Source organism: Methylobacterium sp. SD274 (assembly GCF_017355285.1).
Classification (GTDB): Bacteria; Pseudomonadota; Alphaproteobacteria; order Rhizobiales; family Beijerinckiaceae; genus Methylobacterium.
Window position 1 is genome coordinate 276,191 of sequence record NZ_JADIJP010000001.1, and the last position, 14,211, is coordinate 290,401.

Consider the following 14,211-nt stretch of genomic DNA (forward strand, 5'->3'; position numbering starts at 1 on the left):
TGCTGCACTGCGATAGGATGATGAACATCCTCCCGTGTGGCCACCGGCCCGCATCTCCCCTGCGTTTGGCCGTTGACCCATGATTCAGATCGAAGACCTCACTTTCAGCGCCTGGGGCCGGCGCTTCTTCGACCGCGCGAGCGTGGCCGTCCCGCCCGGATCGAAGGTCGGGCTCGTCGGCCGCAACGGTGTCGGCAAATCGACCCTGTTCAAGATCATCCTCGGCGAGTTCCAGCCCGATAGCGGCGTGATCCTGCTGCCGAAGAATGCCCGCGTCGCCTCCGTCGACCAGGAGCATCCGGCGACCCCCGTCACCCTCATCGACACCATCCTGGCCGCGGATATCGAGCGCGAGGCCCTGAACCTCGAACTCGAAACCGCCGAGCCCGAGCGCATGGGCGAGATCTACGGCCGGCTGATCGAGATCGACGCCGACCGGGCGCCGGCCCGGGCGGGCGAAATTCTCGCCGGCCTCGGCTTCTCGGTGGAGGACCTGACCCGGCCGATGTCGGAATTCTCCGGCGGCTGGCGCATGCGCGTGGCGCTGGCCGCCGCGCTCTTCGCCGAGCCGGACATGCTGCTCCTCGACGAGCCCACCAACTACCTCGATCTGGAGGGCGCGCTGTGGCTGGAGGCGCGGCTGAAGCGCTATCCGCATTCGGCGCTGATCATCAGCCACGACCGCGAGCTTCTGAACAACTCGGTGGACGCGATCCTTCACGTCGCCAACGGCAAGCTCGAACTCTACACCGGCGGCTATGACGATTTCGAGAAGCGCCGGGCCGAGAAGGCGCGGCTGCAGGCCTCGACCAAGATGAAGCAGGACGCCGAGCGCGCTCATTTGCAGAGCTTCGTCGACCGGTTCAAGGCGTCGGCCTCCAAGGCGGCGCAGGCCCAGTCGCGCATGAAGCGTCTCGCCAAGATGGAGCCGATCTCCACCACCATCGAGGAGCATGTGGCCCCGTTCCACCTGCCTTCGCCGAAGCGTCCGCTGGCGCCGCCGCTGATGCATCTCACCGATGCCACCATCGGCTATGGCAATGACGAGCCGGTGCTGCGCGACCTCAACCTGACCCTCGACGTCGATGACCGGATCGGATTGCTGGGGGTGAACGGTGCCGGCAAGTCGACCTTCGCCAAGATGGCGGCCGGCGCCCTGAAGGTGCGGGACGGGCGCATGGTGCGCGAGGGCCGGGTGCAGGTCGGCTGGTTTCACCAGCACCAGATCGAAGCCCTCGACCCGAAGGACACGCCCCTCGACATCATCCGCCGCGAGCGGCCGGACGACAGCGAATCCGGGCGCCGCGCGAAGCTCGCCAGTTTCGGCCTCGCCTTCGACAAGCAGGAGACCACGGTCGACGCGCTCTCGGGTGGCGAGCGGGCGAGACTCCTGCTCAATCTCGTGGCGATGCAGGCACCCCACCTGCTCATCCTCGACGAGCCGACGAACCATCTCGACATCGACAGCCGCCGGGCCTTGCTCGACGCGCTGAACGATTACGGCGGCGCCGTCATCCTCATCACCCACGACCGTTCGCTGATGGAACTGGTGGCCGACCGCCTCTGGCTCGCGGCAGACCGGACCGTGAAGCCCTTCGCCGGCGACATGGACGATTACGCCCGCTTCGTCCTCGACCGGTCGAAAACCGGCAAGACCGCGCCCGGCCAGGGTCGGGAGAAGAAGAACAAGCGCAAGGCGGCGTGAGGATAGATTCTGTCGCGTGCCGGCTTTTGTCTACATCCTGCGCTGTGCCGACGGTAGCTACTATGTCGGATCGGCGCGCGGCGAATCCCTGGACAAGCGACTTGGTGATCATCACGCCGGCACGTTTCCCGGTTATACCAGCAGCCGTCGCCCCGTTGCTCTGGTGTATGCCGCTCAATTCGAATGGATCACCGATGCCATTGCTTTCGAGCGCAGGCTGAAAGGTTGGAGCCGGGCGAAGAAGGAAGCCCTCATCGCCAGTGACTGGGATGCCTTGCAAAAATTGGCGAAGCGTCCGCGCCATGAAGGGACTTCCGACCCGCCGACCTCATCCTGAGGCGCTTTCGCAACGCGAAAGCCTCGAAGGAGCCCTCCAGTCTGCATTGCGATGACTGGAGGGCTCCTTCGAGGCCGCTCACGCGGCACCTCAGGATGAGGTTCGTGGTGGGACGTGAGGAGCGGTTCTGTGGGAAACTCCTCCGGGATCGCCCCTCACCCCCGGCTGCCGCCCCGCCACAAAGAAGACGGGGGCATTGCTTCCCTCTCCCCGCGTGCGGGGAGAGTGATTGTTCGTCGAGCTTACTTCCGCAGGATCTTCGTCACGAGGCGGCCGATCGGGTTGCTCGAATCGTAGTTGCGGTCGTCGCGGACGACGGGGCGGTTGTCGTTGCCGAGAAGCTTGGTGACGAGGCGTCCGATGAGGCTCATGGCTGTATCCCTTCAAACCGGTTATGCGCCGCATTACGGCGCAGCTTGACGGTCAACACGCCGGACGTCCTCCCGTTCCGGATGAACCCCCAGATGACGTGCGCCCGTCCCGGCATCGCCCTTGCTCCTCTCGGGCCGAAAGAGGGGACACGATGACCGAGCGACTGCTCCATGCCGGCGCGAGCCTGGCGCTGCTCCTCGCGATCGCGATCCTGTTCTCCACCAACCGCCGGGCGATCCGACCCCGCACCGTCATCTCGGCCCTCGCCCTGCAGATCGCGATCGGCGCCGTCGTGCTGTTCGTGCCCGTGGGGCGGCAGGTCCTCTACGCGGCCTCCACCCTCGTCCAGACAATTCTGGCTTATGGCGATCGCGGGGTCCTGTTCCTGTTCGGCGGCCTCGTCGAGCCGCGCATGTTCGAACTCTTCGGCGGCAGTGGCTTCATCCTGGCCCTGCGGGTCCTGCCGCAGATTCTCTACGTCTCTGCGCTGATCGCGATCCTGTATCATCTGAGGGTGATGCAGACCCTGGCCCGCCTCATCGGGGCCGGACTCCAGCGGGTGCTCGGCACCTCGCCCATCGAGACCTTCTCGGCCGTCATCACCATCGTCATCGGCCAGAGCGAGATCGCCGTGGCCCTGCGGCCGTTCCTGATCCTGCTGACCGGGGCCGAGTTGTTCGCCGTCATGTCGAGCGGGGCCGCCTCCACCGCCGGATCGATCCTGGCCGGCTACGCCGCCTTGGGTGTGCCGATGGAGTATCTGCTGGCCGCCGGTGTCATGGCAATTCCCGGCGGGCTTCTCTATGCCAAGATCCTGATGCCCTCGACGGAACCGACGCGGGTGACGACGATGCGGGTGGAATTCGCCGAGACACGGGCGGTGAACCTCATCGAGGCGGCGGCCGACGGCACGCAGAAGGGCCTCGTCATCGCGGTCTCGGTGGGCGCCATGCTGATCGCCTTCACCGGGCTCATCGCCCTTCTCAACGGCATTGCCGGATGGGGCGGCGGACTGGTCGGTTATCCGTCTCTCAGTATCGAGGGAGTACTCGGGCTCGCCTTCGCGCCGCTGGCCTGGCTCATGGGCGTGCCCTGGAGCGAGGCGGGTCTGGTCGGCGGCGCCATCGGGCAGAAGATCGCCTTCAACGAGTTCCTGGCCTATGCGCAACTCTCGCCGGTGCTCAAGGCCGGTACGCTCGATGCCCGGACGACGGCCATCCTGTGCTTCGCCCTGTGCGGCTTCGCCAATCTGGCCTCCATCGCGATCCAGCTCGCGAGTCTGGCGAGCCTCGTCCCCGAGAGGAGGTCCGAGATCGCACGCTATGGAATGCGCGCGATCCTGGCTGGTACGTTGTCGAACCTGACGAGTGCGACCATCGCCGGCCTGTTCATCGGCTGACGGCGGACCCTCACGCGGCGGCGCGCTTGGCCTTGGACGGCTTGGCCGCTGCCGGGGCGGCCTTGGCCGGAGCCGTGACCGGGAGTTCGATGTCGACGCCGAGGGTCGACATGTCCTGGCCCCGTTCCAGGCGGATCTGGACCTTGTCCCGCTCCACCGTCACGTGCTTGGCGATGACGGCGAGGATCTCCTCCCGCAGGAGCATCACCAGGTCGGAACCGCCGGCCCCGGCCCGTTCATGGGCCAGGATCAGCTGGAGACGGTCGCGGGCCGTGGGGGCCGAGGCGCGTTTGCTGAAGAGGTTGCGCAGGCTCATGCCGCCCTCCGGGTGAACAGCTTGTTGAGGAGAGACTTCTTGTCGGACGGCACGGTCATCGGCACGGTATCGCCCTTGAGGCGGCGGACGGCATCGATATAGGCCCGGGCCGGGGCGCTGAGCGGGTTGTTCATCGTCACCGGGCAGCCGACATTGGAGGCGCGCAGCACTTCCAGGCTCTCGGGGATGATGGCGAGCAGCGGGATCGAGAGGATCTCGAGCACGTCGTCGACCTTCAGCATGTCGCCGCGATCGGCGCGGGCGGGGTCGTAGCGGGTGAGGATGAGGTGTTTCTCCATCACCTCGCCGCGCTCGGCCTTCAGCGTCTTGGAATCCAGGAGACCGATGATCCGGTCGGAATCGCGGACCGAGGAGACTTCCGGGTTCGTGACGACGACGGCGAGGTCGGCGTGACGCATGGCCAGGGTGGCTCCGCGCTCGATGCCGGCCGGGGAATCGCAGATCACCCAGTCGAACTTCTCGCGCAGCTCTTCCATCACCTTGGCGACGCCCTCGTCTGTCAGGGCGTCTTTGTCGCGGGTCTGCGAGGCGGGCAGCAGCGACAGGTTCTCGAGCCGCTTGTCGCGGATCAGCGCCTGGTTGAGCTTGGCGTCGCCGTTGACCACGTTGATGAGGTCGTAGACCACGCGCCGCTCGGCGCCCATCACGAGGTCGAGGTTACGCAGGCCGACGTCGAAATCGACGACGGCGACGCTCTGTCCGGCCTGCGCGAGTGCTGCGCCGAGAGCCGCTGTGGTGGTCGTCTTGCCGACGCCGCCCTTGCCCGAAGTAACGACCAGAACCTTGGCCATGTTCGTATCTCTCCTTAATCCAAGGTTGCCATTTTGATGGAGCCGCTATCGAGCCAGATCTGCACGGGTTTCCCGCGCAGGGTCGTGCCCATGTCCTCGGCCGTGCGGACGAGGCGATCGATCCCGAGCAATTCGGGCTCGAACTTGCGGCAGTAGATGCGGGCGCGGGGGTTGCGGGCGGCGCCGGCGATGGCGCGCCCCCGCAATGCGCCGTAGACGTGGATCGAGCCGCCGGCGAGGATCTCGGCGCCGGAGGCGACCGAACCCATGACGGTGACGTCCCCGGTCGGATGCACGATGGACTGGCCGGAACGGACCGACCCTTCGATCATGAGGGAGGTCGTCTCGGGCTCGGCATCGCCCGGGATCTCGATGCTGGTCGCCGGCCGTCCCGCCACCAGAAGCGGGGGGAGGGCGATGCCGTCGAGCAGGGTCTTGCCCGAGAGCGTGGCTTCCGCGCCCTCGATGCCGAGGATGCGGATGCGGCGGGTGCCGAGATCGGCCAGCAGCTTGCCCACCACGTCCGGGTCAGACCCGAGCGCCGCGATGTCGAGGATGAGGGGGCGGCCGTCGAACAGGGTCGGCGACCGCTTCAGCGAGGCGTCCAGATCGGCGAACCAATCGGGAAGCGGAGCTTCCGGAGCCAGGACGAGTGCCTTGAAGGCACGGCCTCGTAGCGTCACGGATCGGCGGGATGGAGGGGCGTGTGTCACGGGCTCTCGCGATTCCTTACCGAACCATTGACGGTCCTTATGGTTACCGCTTGGTTAACGAGCCGGCTTTCTGTGATCCTGTGACCCTATAATCCTGCGATCCCGGGTTCCTGTGTCGGCGCTACTCCAGCGCGGCGACCTTGATCGCATCGCCTTCCAGGCGGATCTGCGCCGGCTGGCCCCGGCGGTCCGGCCCGAGATCGTCGGCCGTCCGGTAGAGACCGTCGATGGCGAGCAGTTCCGGCTCGAACTTTCGGCAGGTGATGCGGGCATCGGGATTGCCGGATGCGCCCGCGATCGCCCGCCCTCGCAGCGCTCCATAGATATGGATGGAGCCGCCGGCGATCACTTCCGCGCCGGAGGCCACCGATCCCATGATGGTGATGTCGCCTTCGAGATGCAGGATCGTCTGGCCCGACCGGACCGGCTGGTCGAGGATCAGCGAGCGGGAGGGGCGCGGCGCCTCCACCTGCGTCGGCGCGGGCGCGTCCGGGGTGGCGACCTCGTCCACCGGCCGTCCGCCGGCCGGGGCGGGGGGCAGCCCCTCGCCGAGGCTGCCGGATTTGGCTCCCTCGATCCCCATCACGGTGACGTCGCGGGCCTTGAGTTCGGAGACCAGGGCGGTGAGGTCCGCGCGGTCGAGGCCGAGACCGGACACGTCGAGGATCACCGGGCGCCCCACGAAGAAGGCGGGGGAGCGCCGGGACAGCGCGTCGAGGTCTTCGAGCCAGTCATGCACCGGTGCCGAGGGGGCCAGCACCAGGGCCATGAAGGAGCGGCCACGGAAACGGATCGGGGGACGGGAATTCGGCTGGGTCACGCGGGGGCGTTTCTGTTGTTCCGGAATCGAAAAGGGACTTCTTGAGCCGACCATATCGGCAGATCGCCCGGAACGCTCCCCTCCCGGCATCGTCGCCCACGCCTGTTTCTCTCATGCCTCCGGCCAGCCGCCGTTTCCCCTTGCCATGCGTCCTAATCGAACATAAAGATATCTTTATGTCTCAAAAGAGCGCCAAGGCGATAGTCGTCCTTCCCTTCTCCGATGCCCTCGGTGTGCTGCGCGCCACCGCGGAAGAGACGCGCCTGCGCATCCTCGCTCTGTTGATGCAGGGGGAATTGTCGGTCTCCGATCTCACCGACATCCTCGGCCAGTCACAGCCCCGCATCTCGCGCCATCTCAAGCTTCTCGTCGAGGCGGGTCTGGTGGAGCGGCATCGCGAGGGAGCCTGGGCGTTCTTCCGTCTCATCGAGGCGAGGACCGGGCTGGTGGAGCCCCTGGTCGGCGGTCTCGACCGGTCGAGCCCGCCTCTGTCCGAGGATCGGGCCCGGTTGGAGGGTGTGCGGGCCCAGCGCGCGGATGCCGCGCAGAGCTTCTTCGCCCGCCTCGCCCCGAAATGGGACCAGCTCCGCTCGCTCCACGTGCCGGAGGCGATGGTGGAGGCGGCGGTGATCGACGCCCTCGGATCGCGGCCGGTGCGGAGCCTGATCGATCTCGGCACCGGCACGGGGCGGATGCTCGGACTTCTCGCCCCCAGGGCCTCCCGCGCCACGGGGCTCGATTCGAGCCATGCCATGCTCTCCGTCGCCCGCGCCAATCTGGAGCGGGCCGGCCTGTCCGGCGTGGACCTGCGCCAGGGTGACATCCATGCACCGCCCTTCGGCCGGGGCAGCTTCGACCTCGTGGTAGTGCATCAGGTGCTGCATTATCTCGACGACCCCGCCCGTGCGCTCCGCGAGGCGGCACGGCTCGTGGCCCCCGGAGGCCGGCTTCTCGTCGTGGATTTCGCGCCGCACGATCTCGAATTCCTGCGCGAGGAGCAGGCCCATCGCCGCCTTGGCTTCGCCGCCGAGCAGGTGACGGGCTGGCTCGCCGATGCCGGGCTCGGCATGGTGGCGACACGCCATCTCGCCCCGGCCGACGAGAGCGGGCACCAGCTCACCGTGACCCTCTGGCTCGCCGCCTCGGCGGCCGAGCCGACCCTCGCTTCCGAGGCGGAGCGCGCGGTGGCCTGACCGGCCGCCACGGATTCCCGCCTCGACGACACACGTCTGAACCGAAAGATCTTGAGGACGACCCGATGCCTACCGCTTCCCATCACCGCGCCAGCCGCGACGGCTACCGTCCGATCCAGGTCTCCATCGAGTTCTTCCCGCCGAAGACCGACGAGATGGAGAAGGTCCTGTGGTCGTCGATCGAGCGGCTCGCCCCGCTCCAGCCGAAATTCGTCTCGGTGACCTATGGGGCCGGCGGCTCCACCCGCGAGCGCACCCACAACACCGTGGCGCGGATGATCAAGGAGACGAGCCTCAAGCCCGCCGCCCATCTCACCTGCGTGGACGCCACCCGCGAGGAGATCGACGAAGTCGTGCAATCCTATTGGGATGCCGGGGTACGCCACATCGTGGCCCTGCGCGGCGACCCGCAGGACGGCGTCGGCACCGCCTATCGGCCGCATCCGGGCGGCTATGCCAGGACCAGCGATCTGGTGGCGGGCATCAAGCGCATCGGCGACTTCAAGGTCTCGGTCTCGGCCTATCCCGAGAAGCACCCCGAGGCCGCCACGCTCGACGCCGATATCGACGCGCTGAAGGCCAAGGTCGATGCGGGCGCCGACCAGGCGATCACGCAGTTCTTCTTCGAGAACGACGTCTATCTCCGCTACGTGGAGAAGGTACGGGCGGCGGGGATCGAAATCCCGATCATCCCCGGCATCCTGCCGGTGCAGAACTTCAAGCAATCCGCCAATTTCGCCCGCCGCACCGGCGCCTCGGTGCCGTACTGGCTGGCCGCCCGGTTCGAGGGGCTGGACAACGATGTCGATACCCGCCGGCTGATCGCGGCGGCGGTGGCGGCCGAGCAGGTGCTCGATCTGGTGGACGAGGGGGTCAACGACTTCCATTTCTACTCGATGAACCGCTCCGACCTCGTCTATGCCATCTGCCATCTCCTCGGCCTGCGCGCGCAGGCGCCGAAGGTGGCGGCGGCGAAGGCGGCCTGAACGACCTTTGGACGGGGGCCTCTCCTCCCCCTTGTGGGGAGGAGCTGGAGGTGGGGGTGGTGTCGGATACGGCGCGACATCTTCGCGGCCACCCCCACCCCTGACCCCTCCCCACAAGGGGGAGGGGGATCATCTGCGACGGAACTTGAGAGACCCCATGACAGACCTCCGCCCCGTTGACGGAAAAGAGATCGAAACCGCCCTGCGCCAGCGGGCAGCGGAAAAAATCCTCGTCCTCGATGGGGCGATGGGCACCGTGATCCAGCGCCTCGGCTATGGCGAAGCGGATTTCCGCGGGGCGCGGTTCCTCGATCACGGCCACGACCAGAAGGGCAACAACGACCTCCTGATCCTGACCCAGCCCGACGCGATCCGGCAGATCCACCTCGACTATTTCCTGGCCGGCGCCGACGTCTGCGAGACCAACACCTTCTCGGGCACCACCATCGCCCAGGCCGATTACGGCATGGAATCGATCATCCACGAGCTGAACGCGGAAGGCGCGCGCCTCGCCCGCGAGGCCGCCGCACTGGCCGAGAAGCAGGATGGCCGCCGCCGCTTCGTGGCCGGCGCCATCGGCCCGACGAACCGCACCCTGTCGATCTCGCCGGACGTGAACAATCCCGGCTACCGTGCCGTGACCTTCGATGGGGTCAAGACCGCCTACATGGAGCAGGTGCGCGGCCTGATGGATGGCGGCGCCGAACTGATCCTGATCGAGACGATCTTCGACACGCTCAACGCCAAGGCGGCGGTCGCTGCCGCCTGGGCGGTGTTCGAGGAGCGCGGCATGGTCCTGCCGATCATGATCTCGGGTACGATCACAGATCTTTCCGGCCGCACCCTTTCGGGTCAGACCCCGGAGGCGTTCTGGAACGCGCTGCGCCATGCCAGCCCGCTCACCATCGGGCTGAATTGCGCGCTCGGCGCCAAGGAGATGCGCGGCCACATCTCGGAACTGTCGCGCATCGCCGACACCCTGGTCTGCGCCTATCCGAATGCGGGTCTTCCCAACGAATTCGGCCTCTATGACGAGAGCCCCGAAGCCATGGGCAGGCTGGTGGGTGAGTTCGCCACCGCCGGCCTCGTCAACATGGTCGGCGGCTGCTGCGGCACCACCCCGGATCATATCCGCGCCATCGCGCAGGCGGTGGAGGGCGTGAAGCCCCGCGCGATCCCGGAGGTGCCCCGCCTGATGCGCCTGTCGGGCCTCGAGCCCTTCACGCTGACGAAGGAGATCCCCTTCGTGAATGTTGGCGAGCGCACCAACGTCACCGGCTCGGCCAAATTCCGCAAGCTCATCACCGCCGGCGACTACGCGGCCGCCCTCGACGTAGCGCGCGATCAGGTGGCGGCGGGCGCCAGCATCATCGACATCAACATGGACGAGGGCCTGCTCGATTCCGAGAAGGCGATGGTCGAGTTCCTCAACCTCGTGGCCGCCGAGCCCGACATCGCCCGCGTGCCGGTGATGATCGATTCCTCGAAATTTCACGTCATCGAGGCCGGACTCAAATGCGTCCAGGGCAAGGCCATCGTGAACTCGATCTCCATGAAGGAGGGCGTCGAGAAGTTCATCAGTGACGCCAAGGTGTGCCGCTCCTACGGCGCCGCCGTGGTGGTCATGGCCTTCGACGAGCAGGGCCAGGCCGATTCTTATGAGCGCAAGGTCGAGATCTGCACCAAGGCCTACAAGGTGCTGACCGAGGAGGTCGGCTTCCCGCCGGAAGACATCATCTTCGATCCGAACGTGTTTGCCGTCGCCACCGGCATCGAGGAGCATAACGGTTACGGTGTCGCCTTCATCGAGGCGACCAAGACCATCCGCGAGACCCTGCCCCACGCCCATATCTCGGGCGGCATCTCGAATCTCAGCTTCGCCTTCCGAGGCAACGAGCCCGTGCGCGAGGCGATGCATGCGGTGTTCCTGTACCATGCGATCCAGGTCGGCATGGATATGGGCATCGTGAATGCCGGCCAGCTCGCGATCTACGCCGAGCTTCCGGCCGAGCTGCGCGAGCTGTGCGAGGATGTCGTCCTCAACCGCCGCGAGGATTCCACCGACCGGCTGCTCGATGCGGCCGCGCGCTTCAAGTCCGGCGGCGGCGTCCAGGCCAAGGCGGCCGATCTGTCCTGGCGCGAGGCTCCGGTGGGGAAGCGCATCGAGCATGCCCTGGTCAACGGGATCACCGAGTACATCCTCGTCGACACCGAGGAGGCGCGCCTCGGCGTCGAACGTCCGCTCCACGTCATCGAAGGCCCGCTGATGGCCGGCATGAACGTGGTCGGCGACCTGTTCGGCTCGGGCAAGATGTTCCTGCCGCAGGTGGTGAAGTCCGCCCGCGTGATGAAGCAGGCAGTGGCCTATCTCGAGCCCTTCATGGAGGCGGAGAAGCTCGCCAATGGCGGCGACGGCAAGCGTCAGGCCGCCGGCAAGATCCTGATGGCGACGGTGAAGGGCGATGTCCACGACATCGGCAAGAACATCGTCGGCGTCGTGCTCGCCTGCAACAATTACGAGATCATCGACCTCGGCGTGATGGTGCCGGCGGCCAAGATCCTCGACGTGGCCAAGCGTGAGAATGTCGACATCGTCGGCCTGTCCGGCCTCATCACGCCCTCGCTGGACGAGATGGTTCACGTGGCGGCCGAGATGGAGCGTGAAGGGTTTTCGGTTCCCCTGCTCATCGGTGGGGCCACGACCAGCCGCGTCCACACGGCGGTGAAGATCCACCCCTCATACAATCGGGGTCAGACCGTCTACGTGACGGATGCGAGCCGTGCGGTCGGCGTGGTCTCCAGCCTGCTCTCGAAGGAGACGCGGGACACCACCATCGCCAACATCCAGGCCGAGTACCGCAAGGTCTCGGACGCGCATGCCCGCTCGGAGCTCGACAAGCAGCGCCTGCCGCTCGCCAAAGCCCGCGCCAACCCGTTCAAGATCGACTGGTCGGGTTACCGTCCAACGAAGCCGAGCTTTACCGGCGTGCGAGTCTATTCCTCCTACGAGGTCGCCGACCTCGTGCCGTATATCGACTGGACGCCGTTCCTGCAGACCTACGAGTTCAAGGGCCGCTACCCGGCGATCTTCGAGGACCCGAACCAGGGTCCGGCGGCCAAGGCCCTGTTCGACGACGCGCAGGAGATGCTGAAGCAGATCGTCGATGAGCGCTGGTTCAACCCGAAGGCGATCATCGGCTTCTGGCCGGCAAATTCGGTGGGCGACGACATCGCGCTCTATACCGGCGAGAGCCGCTCCGAAAAACTTGCGACCTTCCACGGTCTGCGCCAGCAATTGTCGAAGCGCGACGGGCGCGCCAATACCTGCCTGTCCGATTTCGTAGCGCCGAAGGAGACGGGCATCGGCGATTACGTCGGCGGGTTCGTGGTCACGGCGGGCCTGGAGGAGGTGCGGATCGCCGAGCGCTTCGAGCGGGCCAACGACGATTACCGTTCGATCCTGGTGAAGGCGCTCGCCGACCGCATCGCCGAGGCGCTGGCCGAGCGCATGCACGAGCGGGTGCGCAAGGAGTTCTGGGGCTATGCCGCCGACGAGACCTTCGCCCCCGAAGATCTCGTGCGCGAGGAATATGCCGGCATCCGCCCGGCACCGGGTTATCCCTCGCAGCCCGACCATACCGAGAAGGTCACCCTGTTCGACCTGCTCAAGGCCGAGTCGCGCATCGGCGTGAAGCTCACCGAGAGCTATGCCATGTGGCCCGGCTCGTCGGTCTCCGGCCTCTACATCGCCCACCCGGAAGCGCATTACTTCGGCGTCGCCAAGGTGGAGCGCGATCAGGTGGAGGATTACGCGTTGCGCAAGGGCATGGACCTGCGCGAGGTGGAGCGCTGGCTCGGCCCCATCCTCAACTACGACCCGGCCCGCTACCTCGCGGCGGCCGCCGAATGACGCCGGATCTCGGTGAGCCTGACCGATGCGGCAGGCTCACCGAGGCGTGGCATAAGCCGCGCGATCTGGTGGAATGGCGCTCTGTGTGTCCGGCGGAGGCTTGACCGTGGTCTCCGTCGCGCTTCAATGCGATCCCTTGATCGATGGCTTGAGCGGAGCGCGACCACGTTGAACCGGACCACCGGAATTCTGGCCGTCGCGGTCACGCTCGCTTTGGGAGTCTCCGGCTGCACCGGTTTCTCCTATCTGTCGAAGAACTACGCCGCTGTGGGCGTCCAGATCGTCACGATCGGCTGCAAGGACCCGTATTCCGTCTACGACCAGCGCCGCGTGAACAAGATGCTCGTCGTCTCCGATGGATTGCGGGAGATCACGGGGTGCGGCATCGACGAGCGCTATGACGGGCAGGGCGGCCCGGCGGAGACCCGCGCCAAGCGCCTGCGCGAGGCGGCCCGCACCTTCCTCGATGAAACCGCCCGCGAGAATTGCAAGATCACCGGGGAGGCGGTCTTCTCCGACCTGCAGACCGAGTTCTCCTATATCTGCAAGCCGACGCCGGAAGAGCGCGGCCTGAAGGTGCCGAGACTTCCCGGTCGCTGAGGGAAGCGCCGGTCCGGCGCCCTAATCGCCGTTCGTGGAGGACGGGCGCGGGAACGTGCGTTCCGCCGCATCCCCCGATGCCGCGAGCAGGGCACGGGCGAGGTCGCGGGCCTCCCGCCGGTCGAGGGCCAGAATGGCCGTGAAGGGTGCCCCGGACAGGTCGGCGAGGCCGAGTTCGAGCCGCACACCGTCCGGCAATGCGGCGACGGCGAGACTCCAGTCCCGTTCCTGCTGCCTGTTCATGCGCCTGTCTCCCGTTCGGTTCGCCACGGCATCGGACGGGTGATGGGACGCGACCGAGCGAAGAACTCCGAGCCCGCGATGCCTGGAACCGCGCATGGAATGACCGATTGCGGCCCTCAGGGCCAGAGCGGAAGCGCCGCCCGCGAAACTCTCTCGGCCGAGGAATATTGACGGGCGACGGCGGAACGGTGTTTCTCCGCCCGCGAAACGGCCGGATCGCCGGCCCGGCAGCCAATGCCCAGGAACAAGGAAACGCCGACATGTCCGAGATCTGGTTCCGCACCGGAGAGGCCACCGTCCTCGCCGCCGATGGCCAGTACACCGACGCGATGCCGGAGGTGCTGATCGGCTCCACCCGTGGCCCGGTGGGCCAGGCCTTCGCCGGCATGATGGGGCAGGTCCAGGGACATACCCGCATGTTCGTGGTGCGCGACCTGAACCAGCTCGTGCGCCCCTCGACGATGATGACCACCAAGGCGACGATCCACACCGTGGAATACGTCAACCTCCTGGGCGGTGTGGTTCAGGCCGCCACGGGCGACGCCATCGTCGATTGCGTGATCGAGGGCATCCTGCCGAAGGACGGACTCGACGACCTGTGCATGATCATCATGATCTGGCTCGACCCGCGCTGCGCCGAGGACGCCAATCTCGACCAGAAGGACCTCTACCGCACCAATTACGAGGCGACGAAGCTCGCCATCGCCCGCGCCATCAAGGGCGAGCCGACCATCGACGAGCTCATCGCCAACCGCAAGACGGTGAAGCACTACGCGCTCGAGGACATCGTCGAGTACTGAGAGAC

General features: G+C 66.8%; 14 protein-coding genes. 8 read left to right on the forward strand and 6 right to left on the reverse strand.

The genetic code is table 11. The annotated features are described in order from the left end of the window. The first annotated feature begins 79 nt into the window (after positions 1–79). Positions 80–1,705 (forward strand): ABC-F family ATP-binding cassette domain-containing protein, encoded by a 1,626-nt coding sequence (locus IPV08_RS01320; RefSeq protein WP_207410250.1) that lies wholly within the window; start codon positions 80–82, stop codon positions 1,703–1,705. 16 nt (positions 1,706–1,721) lie between these two features. Next, a complete protein-coding gene (locus IPV08_RS01325; protein ID WP_207410252.1) occupies positions 1,722–2,042 on the forward strand; it encodes a GIY-YIG nuclease family protein in 321 nt (106 codons plus the stop codon). A gap of 242 nt (positions 2,043–2,284) precedes the next feature. Here the strand turns inward: IPV08_RS01325 and IPV08_RS01330 are convergent, their stop codons facing one another. Next, the gene (locus tag IPV08_RS01330) at positions 2,285–2,413 is read right to left on the reverse strand and encodes a hypothetical protein (protein ID WP_018045197.1); all 129 of its coding nucleotides are present in this window, start codon (positions 2,411–2,413) and stop codon (positions 2,285–2,287) included. Positions 2,414–2,565: 152 nt separating this feature from the next. Between IPV08_RS01330 and IPV08_RS01335 the strand changes: the two genes are divergently transcribed. After that, complete coding sequence (locus IPV08_RS01335; RefSeq protein WP_207410254.1) at positions 2,566–3,813, forward strand: nucleoside transporter C-terminal domain-containing protein; 1,248 nt, start codon at positions 2,566–2,568, stop codon at positions 3,811–3,813. A 10-nt stretch (positions 3,814–3,823) separates the two neighbouring features. Here the strand turns inward: IPV08_RS01335 and minE are convergent, their stop codons facing one another. The 4 genes from minE to minC (IPV08_RS01355) form a co-directional block, all read right to left on the reverse strand. After that, positions 3,824–4,129, reverse strand: coding sequence for a cell division topological specificity factor MinE (gene minE, locus IPV08_RS01340; RefSeq protein ID WP_018045195.1), 306 nt, complete (start codon positions 4,127–4,129; stop codon positions 3,824–3,826). Continuing rightward, positions 4,126–4,941: a septum site-determining protein MinD gene (gene minD, locus IPV08_RS01345; RefSeq protein ID WP_018045194.1), complete on the reverse strand. Its 816-nt coding sequence runs from the start codon at positions 4,939–4,941 to the stop codon at positions 4,126–4,128. The genes minE and minD overlap by 4 nt, the downstream gene beginning before the upstream one ends. Before the next feature lie 14 nt (positions 4,942–4,955). After that, positions 4,956–5,654 carry a septum site-determining protein MinC gene (gene minC, locus IPV08_RS01350; RefSeq protein WP_056432051.1) on the reverse strand — a complete coding sequence of 233 codons (699 nt, stop codon included), beginning with the start codon at positions 5,652–5,654 and terminating at the stop codon, positions 4,956–4,958. A 121-nt stretch (positions 5,655–5,775) separates the two neighbouring features. Next, on the reverse strand, positions 5,776–6,474 hold the full coding sequence (gene minC, locus IPV08_RS01355) for a septum site-determining protein MinC (protein ID WP_348646053.1): 699 nt from the start codon (positions 6,472–6,474) through the stop codon (positions 5,776–5,778). A 176-nt stretch (positions 6,475–6,650) separates the two neighbouring features. On the opposite strand from minC (IPV08_RS01355), the gene IPV08_RS01360 reads away from it, so the two are divergent. The 4 genes from IPV08_RS01360 (at position 6,651) to IPV08_RS01375 (ending at position 13,163) form a co-directional block, all read left to right on the forward strand. Further along, on the forward strand, positions 6,651–7,667 hold the full coding sequence (locus IPV08_RS01360) for a metalloregulator ArsR/SmtB family transcription factor (RefSeq protein WP_207410264.1): 1,017 nt from the start codon (positions 6,651–6,653) through the stop codon (positions 7,665–7,667). A 65-nt stretch (positions 7,668–7,732) separates the two neighbouring features. Further along, positions 7,733–8,653, forward strand: a complete 921-nt coding sequence (gene metF, locus IPV08_RS01365) for a methylenetetrahydrofolate reductase [NAD(P)H] (RefSeq protein WP_056432058.1) — start codon at positions 7,733–7,735, stop codon at positions 8,651–8,653. Between the two features lie 157 nt (positions 8,654–8,810). Continuing rightward, the gene (metH, locus tag IPV08_RS01370) at positions 8,811–12,563 is read left to right on the forward strand and encodes a methionine synthase (RefSeq protein ID WP_207410275.1); all 3,753 of its coding nucleotides are present in this window, start codon (positions 8,811–8,813) and stop codon (positions 12,561–12,563) included. Between the two features lie 168 nt (positions 12,564–12,731). After that, positions 12,732–13,163 carry a hypothetical protein gene (locus IPV08_RS01375; RefSeq protein ID WP_056432068.1) on the forward strand — a complete coding sequence of 144 codons (432 nt, stop codon included), beginning with the start codon at positions 12,732–12,734 and terminating at the stop codon, positions 13,161–13,163. 21 nt (positions 13,164–13,184) lie between these two features. Here the strand turns inward: IPV08_RS01375 and IPV08_RS01380 are convergent, their stop codons facing one another. Next, positions 13,185–13,406, reverse strand: coding sequence for a hypothetical protein (locus tag IPV08_RS01380; protein ID WP_056432071.1), 222 nt, complete (start codon positions 13,404–13,406; stop codon positions 13,185–13,187). Between the two features lie 260 nt (positions 13,407–13,666). Here IPV08_RS01380 and fae point away from each other — a divergent pair, with 260 nt between their 5' ends. Continuing rightward, entirely contained in the window at positions 13,667–14,206 is a 540-nt protein-coding gene (gene fae / locus IPV08_RS01385) for a formaldehyde-activating enzyme (protein ID WP_056432453.1), read from the forward strand. Positions 14,207–14,211 lie beyond the last annotated feature (5 nt).